The sequence below is a fragment of the Sphingomonas sp. P4_D12 genome (assembly GCF_056401895.1).
On sequence record NZ_JBFUIL010000004.1, the window covers coordinates 328,689 to 341,217 of the forward strand.

Here is a 12,529-nt window from a genome sequence, read left to right on the forward strand (position 1 = left end):
GCGTGCCCTGCTCAGAACGACAGCCCCATCACCGTCTTCACGCCCGCCAATTGGCGCACGCGGGCGATCAAATCGGCGTCGACTGCCTCGTCGACCGATAGCAACAGGATCGCTTCGCCGCCGGCGGAGCGGCGGCCGAGGTGGAAGGTGCCGATATTGACGCCCGATTCGCCCAGCAACGTGCCGAGTCGGCCGATGAAGCCCGGCGCGTCCTCGTTGACGACGTAGAGCATGTGGCCGGCGAGGTCGGCCTCGACCTTGATGCCGAACAATTCGACCAGGCGCGGAGCCTGATCGCCGAACAAGGTGCCGGCGACCGAGCGCTCGCCTGCCTCGGTCTTGACCGAGACGCGCAGCAGCGTGTGGTAATCGGCCTCGCGCTCGGTGCGGACCTCGCGCACCTCGATCCCGCGCTCCTTGGCGAGCAACGGCGCGTTGACCATGTTCACCGTGTCGGTCTGGGTGCGCAGGAATCCGGCCAGCACGGCAGAGACGATCGGCTTCTGGTTGAGCTCGGCGGCGGCGCCCTCGCTATGGATCGAAATGCGGCCGATCGCGCCATGCGTCAGCTGGCCGACCAGCGAGCCGAGCTTTTCGGCCAGCGCCATGTACGGCTTGAGCCGCGGCGCTTCCTCGGCCGACAGCGACGGCATGTTTAGTGCGTTTGTGACGCCGCCCGAGACCAGGTAATCGGCCATCTGTTCGGCGACCTGGATCGCGACATTGACCTGCGCTTCGGTCGTGGACGCGCCCAAATGCGGGGTCGAGACGAAATTGGGCGTGCCGAACAACGGGCTGGCCTTGGCCGGCTCCTCGACGAACACGTCGAGCGCGGCGCCGGCGATGTGACCCGAATCGAGCCCTTCCTTGAGCGCGGCCTCATCGATCAACCCGCCGCGCGCGCAATTGATGATCCGCACGCCTTTCTTGGTGCGGAGCAGATTGTCGCGGCTCAGGATGTTGCGCGTCTGATCGGTCAGCGGCGTGTGCAAGGTGATGAAATCGGCGCGCGCGAGCAGGTCGTCGAGATCGACCTTTTCGACACCCAGTTCGACCGCCCGCTCGGGGCTGAGGAACGGATCGAACGCGATCACCTTCATCCGCAGGCCGTGCGCGCGGTCGGCGACGATCGAGCCGATATTGCCCGCGCCGATCAGGCCGAGCGTCTTCGAGGTCAGCTCGACCCCCATGAAGCGGTTCTTCTCCCACTTGCCGGCCTGGGTCGACAGATCGGCCTCGGGCAACTGGCGGGCGAGCGCGAACATCAACGCGATAGCGTGTTCGGCAGTGGTGATCGAGTTGCCGAACGGGGTGTTCATCACCACTACGCCCTTGGCGCTGGCGGCGGGGATGTCGACATTGTCGACGCCGATCCCGGCGCGGCCGACGACCTTGAGGTTGGTCGCCGCGTCGAGGATGTCCTTGGTCACTTTGGTCGAACTGCGGATGGCGAGGCCATCATAATCGCCGATGATCGCCTTCAATTCCTCGGGCGTCTTGCCGGTGATCTCGTCCACCTCGACCCCGCGTTCGCGGAAGATCTGGGCGGCTTTGGGGTCCATTTTGTCGCTGATCAGTACTTTGGGCATGGTGAGTCTCCATCGCCCCGGCGCAGGCCGGGGCCGTTGGATTGGGAATGAAACATAGCGGCCCCGGCCTCCGCCGGGGCGACGAGTCAGGCCGCCTTGGCGGTCGCGTAAGCCCAGTCGAGCCAGGGGCCGAGCGCCTCGATATCGGCGGTGTCGACGGTCGCGCCGCACCAGATGCGCAGGCCCGGCGGCGCGTCGCGATAGCCGGCGACGTCGAACGCGGCGCCTTCCTTTTCGAGCGCGGCGGCCATCGCCTTGATCAGCGCTTCATCGGCGCCGCCAACCGTCAGGCAGACGCTGGTCTTCGACCGCGACGCTTCGTCGATGGCAAGATGGCCGAGCCAGTCGCGTTCCGCCACGATCTTGTCGAGCGCGGCGGCATTGGCGTCCGACCGCGCGATCAGGCCTTGAGCACCGCCGACCGATTTCGCCCATTCGAGCGCGAAGATCGCATCCTCGACCGCGAGCATCGACGGCGTGTTGATCGTCTCGCCCTTGAACACGCCTTCGGTCAGCGCGCCCTTGGAGACGAGGCGGAACACTTTCGGCAGCGGCCAGGCGGGGGTGTATTCGGTCAGTCGTTCGACGGCGCGCGGGCCGAGGATCAGGACACCGTGACCGCCTTCGCCGCCCAGCACCTTTTGCCAGCTGAAGGTCGCGACATCGATCTTGTCCCACGGCAGGTCATAGGCGAACACCGCGCTGGTCGCGTCGGCGAAGCTCAGCCCTTCGCGGTCGGCCGGGATCCAGTCGCCATTGGGCACGCGCACGCCGCTGGTGGTGCCGTTCCAGGTGAACAGCACGTCGTTCGACCAGTCGATCTGATCGAGATCGGGCAACTGGCCGTAATCGGCGCGCACCACGGTCGGTTCGATCTTGAGCTGCTTGACGGCGTCGGTCACCCAGCCTTCGCCGAAGCTTTCCCAGGCGAGCGCAGTGACCTCACGCGCGCCGAGCATCGTCCACATCGCCATCTCGAATGCGCCGGTGTCGGAGCCGGGGACGATGCCGATGCGGTGGGTATCGGGGAGTTTGAGCAGTTCGCGCATCAGGTCGATGGCATATTGCAGCCGCGCCTTGCCGAGCTTCGAGCGGTGCGACCGGCCGAGTACCTCGACCGCGAGCTTCGACGCGTCCCAGCCCGGAGGCTTGGCGCAGGGACCGGAGGAAAAATGGGGGCGGGCCGGCTTGGTGGCGGGCTTCGCAATGGACGCAATGGTGGCGTCGGCAACGGTAGTTTCAGTCATATAGTCTCTCCTCGCAGAGAGCGCGCGCGGCGTTGGGACCGCGTGGCCCGTCGGCCGCCCTAAAGATATTGTGCGCTGCGTCAAGGAGCTTGCGGTGGACGGCAAAGCGAACATGCGGCAGTCTGCGCCAGAGCAGGGGGAGCGGGCGAATGTATGAATTTCGCGATCCGAACGGGCGTGGACGCGTAGCGATCATCGCCGTTCTGGTTTGGTTGGCGGCGGATTTTGCCTTTACGATCAGCAGCGGACTGATGATTGCCACGCTGAACTCGCTGGGATCGGGAACAGGGCCCGCGCCCGAAACCGCCGACGCCGTCGCGGGTATCACCAGCATCGCCATGCTGGTGGCAATGCTGATCTCGATCGTCTTCGTTTCCCGCTGGATCATGCGCGTCAACGCAAATGCGCATTCGCTGTCCGATTCGATGACCATCACGCCCGGATGGAATGTCGGCTGGTTCTTCGTCCCGGTGGCGACCCTGTGGAAGCCGTTCCAGGGGCTGCGCGAAGCATGGCAAGCGAGCGTCAGTCCTCATGATCCAGGGTCGGTCCCGGTACCGGCATTGATGCGCTGGTGGTGGGGATTGTGGCTGGCGACCAGCATCATCGGCAACATTTCCTTCCGGCTCTCGCTCAACGCCAATGACGTCGGGACGCTGATTGCAGCGAGTTGGTTGGACGTGGCATCGTTCTTCGTCGACGTACCGCTGACCGTCGCATTGATCATGATGATCCGCCGCTTCAACGAGCTCCAGAAGCACGGGCCGGGCTACGCCGAAACCTTCGCCTGACTGACAGCACGCGCCGTCGCAGGATTAGCGATTCGTTAACCATGTTCGCGCACATCGATGCGCGTGAAGCGCCTCGTTCCCTTGCTCGGCTTTGTCCTGTCGGGTTGCCTGTTTGGCGGAGGGGGCAATGACCGTTTGCCGCCGCCGCCGCACCGTCCGGCCGGTTCGCCGCCGATCACGCTCAACTTGCCGACCAGCCGCGAAACGCAGCAATGTTATGCCGATCTGTCGCGCGAGGAAGTGCGCTATTCGCCGCTGCCCGACCGCGATTATGGCGGCGGGTGCACCGTCATCGGCACGGTGCAGCTGATCGATATCGGCGTTCCGGTCACCGGGTTGAAGGCAATGCGCTGCGGCCTCGCCGAGGAATTCATCGGCTGGACGCGCAACGCGGTCGCGCCCGCAGCCTTTCAGATACTGGGCAGCCGGCTGGTCAAGATCGAGACGTTCGGCACCTATGCCTGCCGCAATACGATCGGTGCTCCGACCGAGCGACTGTCGGGCCATGCGCTGGCGAACGCGGTCGACGTCTCGGCGTTCATGCTGGCGGATGGGCGTCGCATCTCGATCGAGGGTGACTGGCGATCGGACAATGACGACGTGCGGCACTTTCTCGAGGTGATCCATACCTCGGCCTGCAAGCGGTTCGGGACGGTACTCAGCCCGGATTATAATTCCGCGCACCATAACCACCTCCATCTGGAGGACGACCACAAAAGCTTCTGCCGCTGACGCTATAGCCCTCTCCCGTTTACGGGAGAGGGTTGGGCGAGGGTCTTCTTTCTTCTTCCAAGCGGCTGGTGCCAAAAAGAAGAAAGAAGACCCTCACCCTCCCACCGCCTTCGGCGGCGGGCCCCTCCCTCTCCCGCAAGCGGGAGAGGGCTAGAAGCGCCGCCGCGGAAGAACATCCCCTTCAATCCGTCACAACTTTGCTCTAACGCGCTGGGATGACTGATACCCGAGTACCGTCGCGCGTCTTTCCGCGCGCGAAACAGGAAGCCGACCGCGCCAAGGGCGGCGTTTCTACCCCGCAGACCCAGGATCCGGCCTATCGGCTTGCTTTCCAGGACATGGACTTCCTGCTCCGCGAGGATCTGCGTCCGGTCCGCTTCCAGCTGGAATTGCTCAAGCCGGAATTGGTGATCGACGAAGCGGGGATTGCCTCAACCTTCGTGATGTATGGATCGGCGCGCATCCCGGCGCCCGACAAAGCGCAAGCCTTGCTGGAGGCGGCGACCGATGGCGCCTCGCGCAAGATCGCCGAACGGCTGGTCGCCAAGTCCAAATATTACGAGGTCGCGCGCGAACTCGGTCGGCTGGCATCGAGCTTCCCGGTTGATACCGACGGGCGCCGCCACTTCGTCGTCTGTTCGGGCGGCGGTCCGTCGATCATGGAAGCGGCCAATCGCGGCGCGTGCGATGTCGGCGCCGAATCGATCGGGCTCAACATCGTGCTTCCCCACGAACAGGCGCCGAACCCGTACGTAACACCGCGGCTCAGCCTGCAATTCCACTATTTCGCGCTGCGCAAGATGCACTTCCTGCTTCACGCGCGCGCGCTCGCTGCGTTTCCGGGCGGTTTTGGCACGTTCGACGAATTGTTCGAACTGCTGACCTTGATCCAGACCGGCAAGATCCAACCGATCCCGGTGCTGCTCTACGGCAGGGAATTCTGGCAGCGCGTGGTCAATTTCGAGGCTTTGGTCGAAGAAGGCGTGGTCAGCGCCAAGGACCTCGACATCTTCACCTATTGCGAGACGGCGGAAGAGGGCTGGGAGTGCGTCCAGCGCTTCTACCAGAACCGTTCGCTGGATGCCGGTCTCGCCGAAGCGGAGCAGCACGCCGCGGAAGAGATCGCCGCACAGGCCGACACGTCGCGGTAATCTCTAAAATCCTCCCGCTATCGGGGAGGGTAATCGCATATGGAGCGGGAGGGTATAATCAACGGCCCGAACCGTCATGCCGGCTTCGTGCCGGCATCCACCAAGCCTGTTGGCGCGAAGCTTGAGCATCGAGCCCTCAGCCTGCCTCCCGGTGGACCCCGGCACAAGGCCGGGGTGACGTAGGGTAAAATGGCTTAAAGTCCCTCAGGCGCGGTATTTGCTGGCCAGTCGCGGCAATGGGACGAAGAGCGCACCGCTCCCCTCCTGACCAAACATCTCATAGGCGATTGCCCTGCCGGAAATGGGGAGGAATTAATCTTGAAGCTTACTTCTTGGCAGCCGGCGCGGCGGTGTTGCCCGCGGCAGGCGCCGCGGCATTGCCCGTAGCCGGCGCCGCGCTGTTACCCTCGGCTGCCTTGGCATCCTTGCCCGCCGGGGCAGCGGCCGGTGCAGCCGGCAGCGGCAGGTTCGAGCCCTGCTGGTTGAGGTACAGGATCACGTCGGCACGATCCTTGGGGTTCGACAGGCCGGCGAAGGTCATCTTGGTACCCGGCGCAAACTTACGCGGGCTGGTCAGCCAGGCGTTGAGCGAATCGAAATCCCACTTGCCGCCCTTGGCCTTCAGCGCATCGGAGAAAGCGAAGCCGCCCTTGCCCTGGGCTACCGCTTCGCCGACCGTGGCGTAGAGATTCGGACCGATGCCGTTGGCGCCGCCCTGGTTGACCGTGTGGCACGCCGCGCACTTCTTGAAGACCTCGGCGCCCTTGGCGGCATCGGCGGTCGGGAGCAGAGACGCGATCGGCACTTCGGCCGCGGCGCCGCTGTCGCCGCCTTCGTCCACGGCCTCGACCGGATAGCCTTCCTTCTTGGGTTCGCCGCTGTGGAACATCATCCCGCCAACGATCGTGGCGCCAAGCGCGACAAAGCACCCTGCGAGGGTCCAGCCAGCGATCGTGTTGGTCTTGTCGGACATGATTTTTCGCGTACGCCCCTGAATTGAGTAGCAGCCCTTTAGTAAGCGTATTCGCAGGGGGCAAGGTGGCTGTTGTTTGGCGACCTGCGGTCGCGAGCGGCACCAGCCCACTCCCCCACCCGACCGCCCAATCAGGATATGCTATGGGTGGTCGGGTGGGGGAGTGGGCTGGTGCCGTACACGCGCGTGAGCGCGTCAAACAAAGCTCGGGTTGCTACAGATGATGCCCGCCTCTAATCGCCGCCGCCATGGAGAACTTCGCCGCCCCCGCCCAGCCCATCGTTGCCGCGATGACCGAAGCCGCTGCCCGCGAGCCCGAGCGCGCGGTGGCGTTCCAGGGCGCGCCGGGCGCCAACAGCCATGTCGCGGTCGAAGAGACGTTTCCCGACGGACTGCCGCTACCCTGCTTCAGCTTCGACGACGCGATCGATGCGGTGAAGGAAGGGCGCGCCGATTGCGCAGTCATTCCGATCGAAAATTCGCTCCATGGCCGCGTCGCCGACATCCATTTCCTGCTGCCCGAATCGGGGCTGGTGATCACCGGCGAGCATTTCCTGCCGATCCGCTACGCCTTGATGGGCGTCGGCCCGCTCGACGGCGTCAAGGAAGCGATGAGCCATCCCCAGGCGCTGGGCCAATGCCGCCATTGGCTGAAGGCGCACGGCATCACCCCGATCGCCTATCCCGACACCGCCGGTGCCGCCGCCTTGGTCGCCGAAATCAACGATCCCAAGGTCGCCGCGCTCGCGCCGCCGCCCGCGGCCAAGATCTACGGGTTGGAGACGCTGGCGAGCGACATCGCCGATGCCGAGCATAATACCACGCGCTTCGTGACCCTGGCGCGGGGCAGCCGTCCGCTGACGGGTGAGGGGCCGTTCATGACGACGATCATCTTCGAGGTGAAGAACGTCCCCGCCGCGCTCTACAAGGCGATGGGCGGGTTCGCGACTAACGGCGTCAACATGACCAAGCTCGAAAGCTATCAGCGCGGCGGCAGCTTTGCCGCGACCGACTTCTTCGCCGATGTCGAGGGCCGGCCGGGGGATGAGAATCTGGATCGCGCGTTGGAAGAACTGGGCTTCCACTCAAAATGGATGCGGGTGCTGGGCAGCTATCCGCAGGCGCGGAAACGGGGATGACCCCGCGCGTCCTGATCATCGCCGGATCCGATTCGGGCGGCGGCGCCGGGATCCAGGCCGATATCAAGACGGTGACGATGCTCGGCGGCCACGCCATGACCGCGATCACCGCGATCACCGCGCAGAATACGCTCGGTGTCCAGGCGGTGTTGCCGGTGCCGACCGACATGGTGATCGCGCAGATCAACTCGGTGGTCACCGACATCGGCGTCGACGCGGTGAAGATCGGGATGATCGGCTCGGCTGCGACCGCGCATGCGGTAGCGGATGTGCTCGAGCATTTGTCGGTGCCGATCGTGTTCGATCCGGTGATGGTCGCGACCAGTGGGTCGGTCCTGGCGGACGACGAGACGATCGCTGCCTTCGAGCGATTGATGCGTGTTTCCGAGGTAACGACGCCCAATCTTCCGGAGCTGAAAGCGCTGTCCGGCATGCCCGTCGACGACAGCGAGGCGGTCTATGCGGCGGCGCAGACGATCGCCGTTCGGCACCGTTGCGCAGTGCTGGCCAAGGGCGGGCACGGTCGTGGTCGAGAGATCGTCGATCGCCTTGTCTATGTCGACCCGATGGACGGGCGGCCGACGGAATGGCGCAGCGAGCGCATCGACAGCAACGCTACTCATGGCACCGGGTGCACCTTGGCATCGGCGATCGCGACGATGCTGGCGGCGGGGCATTCGCTTGAAACCGCGATCGAACGCGCCCGCCAATTCGTCAGGCTCGCGATCAAGGGAGCGCCGCAACTCGGTGATGGTCACGGCCCGATGGGCCATCAAGCGGTTCGGCTCGATGTTTCGATCGGCCCGGGTGCTTGCCTCAATCAGGTGACGATTGCGGCAACCGACTATGCCGAGACCTGCTCATTCTACGAGCGATTGGGGTTGCGGCAGATCGTCGGCACTGACGATGCGCATTATGCCCGTTTCGAAGCGCCGGGCGGGATGACCTTGTCGATCGAAACCGGTGCGCAGCCGACCGTATTTCTCGAAGTCGACGATCTCGACGGAACAGTCGAATGGCTGCAAAAAGACGGCATCGTGTTCGACCGGTTGCCAACTGATCAGCCCTGGCTTTGGCGTGAAGCGCGCCTGACCGATCCGTCGGGTAATGCCCTATGCCTGTACCAAGCCGGCGAGAACCGGCGCTATCCGCCTTGGCGGCTTAGCTGATGCCCGGCCTCAAACACGAAAAGCTCTGCCTCGCCCCGGTCGCGGGGGTCGACGAAGCCGGCCGCGGGCCGCTCGCGGGACCGGTGGTGGCTGCGGCAGTGATCCTGCCGGCCAAGGGTATCCCGCGCGGGCTCGACGATTCGAAAAAGCTGAGCGCCACCGAGCGTGCGCGCCTGCACGGGCGGCTGATGGACTGCGCGATGGTCGGCATCGGCATTTGCGAGGCCGAAGAGATCGACACGCTCAATATCTATTGGGCGACGATGAAGGCGATGACGCTCGCGGTGGAAGCATTGGGCTGCCCGCCCGGACACGTACTGGTCGACGGCAATCGCCTGCCGCGCTGGACATATCAGGCGAGCGCGATCGTCGGTGGCGACGGGATCAGCATGTCAATCGCCGCCGCGTCGATCGTCGCCAAGCACACCCGCGACACGATCATGATCGCCCATGCCGAATCATATCCGCATTACGGCTGGCACTCGAACAAGGGCTATGGCGCGCCCGAACATCTGCGCGCGTTGCGCGAGCACGGGCCGTGTCCGCTGCATCGCCGGAGCTTCGCACCGGTCGCCCAAGCGGTTCTGCCGTTTTAAGAGTCTTTTGTGCCACACCCCATAAATTGGGGCTGTGGATAACTTCGGACTCAATATCCGGTAAGGGTCGTAAAATGTTCCGCTCGCTTAACCATTTGCTAACCCAAGTCGTTAACTAAACTTCGCTTGACCGGAGTCCGCGCGCTCGGTTTTCGTGCGCGTGTCATTGCGGGGAGTGGTTGCCGATGGGGGTCATCGAGAAGGTCAGTGCGCGTATCGCGCCGTCGGTGCTCGTGCCGGGCGAACTCCCGCTCGACCGCATCGTCATGGGCGATTGCATCGAGACGATGCGCGCGCTGCCGGCCAAGTCGGTCGACCTGATCTTCGCCGATCCGCCCTACAACCTTCAGCTCGGCGGTGACCTGTCGCGTCCCGACGGCAGCCATGTCGATGCGGTGACCGACGACTGGGACAAGTTCGACAGCCTGGCGATCTATGACCGCTTCACTCGCGAATGGCTGGGCGAGGCGAAACGCATCCTCAAGGATAACGGCACGATCTGGGTGATCGGCAGCTATCACAACATCTTCAAGGTCGGGTCGGCGATCCAGGATCTGGGCTATTGGATCCTTAACGACATCGTCTGGCGCAAGGCCAATCCGATGCCCAATTTCAAGGGCACGCGCTTCACCAACGCGCACGAGACGCTGATCTGGGCATCGACCGGCGAGGGCGCGAAATACACGTTCAACTATCGCAGCATGAAGACGCTCAACGACGAGCTGCAGATGCGCTCGGACTGGGAATTCCCGATCTGCGGCGGTCCGGAGCGGCTCAAGAAGAACGGCGTCAAGGTTCACCCGACCCAGAAGCCCGAGGCGTTGCTCTACCGCATCCTGCTCGCCTGCTCGAAGCCAGGCGATGTCGTGCTCGATCCGTTCTTCGGCACCGGCACCACTGGAGCGGTCGCCAAGCGGCTCGGCCGGCACTGGATCGGGATCGAGCGCGAGCCGGTCTATATCGAGGCGGCAGAGGAACGCATCGCCGCCGCCTTGCCGCTCGACGAATCGGCGCTGACGACGATGCAAAGCCCCAAGGCGGCGCCGCGCGTCGCCTTCGGTGCGCTGATCGAGAACGGCATGCTGGCGCCGGGCACAATGCTGACCGACACCAAGCGGCGCTGGAAAGCGACCGTCGGCGCCGACGGTTCGCTCAAGAGCGATTGCGGTCAGGCCGGGTCGATCCACAAGCTGGGTGCGACCTTGCAGAACGCGCCGGCCTGCAACGGCTGGACTTTCTGGCATTATGAGGCGGTGGACGGGTTGAAGCCGATCGACGCGCTGCGCCAGAATTACCTGCTCGCGACGCAGCCTTAAGGCCCAATTCCGGAAATGCGTCACCCGGGCTTGTCCCGGGGTCCACTGTGCAGCAAACCCGGGACGCGGGGTTCTCGCCGCACGGTGGATGCCGGGACGAGCCCGGCATGACGAAGGAGAGCTGATGCCCGCGCCACTCCACCTCCGCCCCGTCCAGTTCGTAGACACCCCGATCGGCCGCGACGGCGAGGTCGCGCGGCTGGCCGGCGGAATGCAGTGGTTCGCCGCCTATGAAGTGATCGAGGGCGATACCAAGCGGACCGTGTCGATCGCCGAATTCGGCCGCACTTTGTGCGTCAGCGACGAACGCGCCGCCGAACTCCACGCGACGATGACCCGGCCCCGCCCACCGCTGACGCTTGGCGAGCGCATCCTGCGTTTCGATCAGCCGGCGGTCGCCGGCATCCTCAACGTCACGCCCGACAGCTTTTCCGATGGCGGCGAGCAGGACGATCCGGTCGCCGCCGGCGTGGCAATGGCCGCGGCCGGCGCGGCGCTGATCGATGTCGGCGGCGAATCGACCCGACCCGGCGCCGAGCTCGTCTGGGAAGAGGATGAGAAGAAACGCGTCGAGCCGGTCGTGCGCGGGCTGGTGCGCGCGGGGACGCTGGTTTCGGTCGACACGCGCAAGGCGATGGTGATGGAGGCCGCGCTCGCCGCCGGCGCGAGCATCGTCAACGACGTCGCGGCGCTGTTATGGGATGATCGCGCGCTGGACGTGGTGGCAAAGGCAGGCTGCCCCGTCATCCTCATGCACTCGCCCGATCCCGCCAAAGGGCCGCATGGCGGCAGCGGCTATGGCAACGCGCTGATCGAGGTTTATGACTGGCTAGAGGCGCGGATCGCGGCAGTCGTCGCGGGCGGAGTCGATCGCGCCAAGATCATCGTCGATCCCGGCATCGGCTTCGGCAAGTCGCTCCAGGACAATCTCTCGCTGCTCAACGGACTCGCCATGTTCCATGGCTTCGGCTGCCCGATCATGCTCGGCGCCAGCCGCAAGCGGATGATCGGCGCGTTGTCGAACGAAGCACCCGCCGACGAACGCCTAGGCGGCTCGATCACGCTCGCGCTCAAAGGGGCGGAAGCCGGCGTTCAATTGCTCCGCGTCCATGACGTGCCGGAGACGGTGCAGGCGCTGAAAGTCTGGCGCGGCCTGCGCGATCAGGCGCTGGTCGGCGGCTGACCGGATATTGCCGTTGCGACGCGCGTTGCAGACGGCAAGCTAGCGGTCGCCAAAAGGAACGGACGCCATGGACATCAAGCGCAGCGGGTCGCAGCCATCGGGCAAGGGCCCGACGGACTGGTTCACCGGCACGGTCAGGATCGACCCGCTAATCACGGCGCCAGATCCCGCGCGCATCGCCAGTGCCAGCGTGACGTTCGAGCCCGGCGCGCGCACCGCCTGGCACACCCATCCCCTCGGCCAGACACTGATTGTCACTTCCGGCCTTGGTTGGGTCCAGCGCGACGGCGGTCCGGTGGAGGAAATCCGTCCCGGTGACGTGATCTGGTTCGAGCCCGGCGAGAAGCATTGGCACGGCGCGACGCCGACCAATGCGATGACGCATATCGCGATCCAGGAGCGGCTCGACGGCAAGGCGGTCGACTGGCTGGAGAAGGTCACCGACGAGCAATACCGCCGCGATTGAATCGCACTCGATTGGTCGCTGGCCACTCACGGCGCCCGCTGCTAGCCTTTGCCGGTCGAAAAGGACCCGCGAGTGGCATATCGGTAAGCCCGCTCCCTTGCATCTCACCCCGGGATGCACGCTCCGTTTCCGCCATTCGTGGCGGAACCCCCGGCAGGACGCGCGACAGCGCGGGGC

12 protein-coding genes are annotated in these 12,529 nt (G+C 65.0%); 9 read left to right on the forward strand and 3 right to left on the reverse strand.

Annotated features, from left to right (window positions below):
- Positions 1-11 precede the first annotated feature (11 nt).
- Together serA and AC1DSD_RS09850 are read right to left on the reverse strand one after the other, a co-directional pair.
- Positions 12-1,589, reverse strand: a complete 1,578-nt coding sequence (serA, locus tag AC1DSD_RS09845) for a phosphoglycerate dehydrogenase (protein WP_478029848.1) — start codon at positions 1,587-1,589, stop codon at positions 12-14.
- 86 nt (positions 1,590-1,675) lie between these two features.
- Positions 1,676-2,836 carry a phosphoserine transaminase gene (locus AC1DSD_RS09850; protein WP_478029849.1) on the reverse strand — a complete coding sequence of 387 codons (1,161 nt, stop codon included), beginning with the start codon at positions 2,834-2,836 and terminating at the stop codon, positions 1,676-1,678.
- A gap of 149 nt (positions 2,837-2,985) precedes the next feature.
- On the opposite strand from AC1DSD_RS09850, the gene AC1DSD_RS09855 reads away from it, so the two are divergent.
- From AC1DSD_RS09855 to AC1DSD_RS09865, 3 genes are all read left to right on the forward strand, one after another.
- Entirely contained in the window at positions 2,986-3,627 is a 642-nt protein-coding gene (locus tag AC1DSD_RS09855; protein WP_478029850.1) for a DUF4328 domain-containing protein, read from the forward strand.
- Positions 3,628-3,684: 57 nt separating this feature from the next.
- Positions 3,685-4,359, forward strand: coding sequence for an extensin family protein (locus tag AC1DSD_RS09860; protein ID WP_478029851.1), 675 nt, complete (start codon positions 3,685-3,687; stop codon positions 4,357-4,359).
- 215 nt (positions 4,360-4,574) lie between these two features.
- A complete protein-coding gene (locus tag AC1DSD_RS09865; RefSeq protein WP_478029852.1) occupies positions 4,575-5,510 on the forward strand; it encodes an LOG family protein in 936 nt (311 codons plus the stop codon).
- Positions 5,511-5,835: 325 nt separating this feature from the next.
- On the opposite strand, the gene AC1DSD_RS09870 is transcribed toward AC1DSD_RS09865, so the two are convergent.
- The gene (locus tag AC1DSD_RS09870; protein ID WP_478029853.1) at positions 5,836-6,483 is read right to left on the reverse strand and encodes a c-type cytochrome; all 648 of its coding nucleotides are present in this window, start codon (positions 6,481-6,483) and stop codon (positions 5,836-5,838) included.
- Between the two features lie 248 nt (positions 6,484-6,731).
- Between AC1DSD_RS09870 and AC1DSD_RS09875 the strand changes: the two genes are divergently transcribed.
- From AC1DSD_RS09875 to AC1DSD_RS09900, 6 genes are all read left to right on the forward strand, one after another.
- Positions 6,732-7,622, forward strand: a complete 891-nt coding sequence (locus AC1DSD_RS09875) for a prephenate dehydratase (protein WP_478029854.1) — start codon at positions 6,732-6,734, stop codon at positions 7,620-7,622.
- Positions 7,619-8,791 (forward strand): bifunctional hydroxymethylpyrimidine kinase/phosphomethylpyrimidine kinase, encoded by a 1,173-nt coding sequence (gene thiD / locus AC1DSD_RS09880; RefSeq protein WP_478029855.1) that lies wholly within the window; start codon positions 7,619-7,621, stop codon positions 8,789-8,791. Before AC1DSD_RS09875 ends, thiD begins: the two co-directional genes overlap by 4 nt.
- Positions 8,791-9,387, forward strand: coding sequence for a ribonuclease HII (locus tag AC1DSD_RS09885; protein ID WP_478029856.1), 597 nt, complete (start codon positions 8,791-8,793; stop codon positions 9,385-9,387). Before thiD ends, AC1DSD_RS09885 begins: the two co-directional genes overlap by 1 nt.
- Positions 9,388-9,572: 185 nt before the next feature.
- Positions 9,573-10,703 (forward strand): DNA methyltransferase, encoded by a 1,131-nt coding sequence (locus tag AC1DSD_RS09890; protein ID WP_478029857.1) that lies wholly within the window; start codon positions 9,573-9,575, stop codon positions 10,701-10,703.
- A 124-nt stretch (positions 10,704-10,827) separates the two neighbouring features.
- Positions 10,828-11,886: a dihydropteroate synthase gene (folP, locus tag AC1DSD_RS09895; RefSeq protein ID WP_478029858.1), complete on the forward strand. Its 1,059-nt coding sequence runs from the start codon at positions 10,828-10,830 to the stop codon at positions 11,884-11,886.
- 67 nt (positions 11,887-11,953) lie between these two features.
- A complete protein-coding gene (locus AC1DSD_RS09900) occupies positions 11,954-12,352 on the forward strand; it encodes a (R)-mandelonitrile lyase (protein ID WP_478029859.1) in 399 nt (132 codons plus the stop codon).
- The last annotated feature ends 177 nt before the right edge of the window (positions 12,353-12,529 follow it).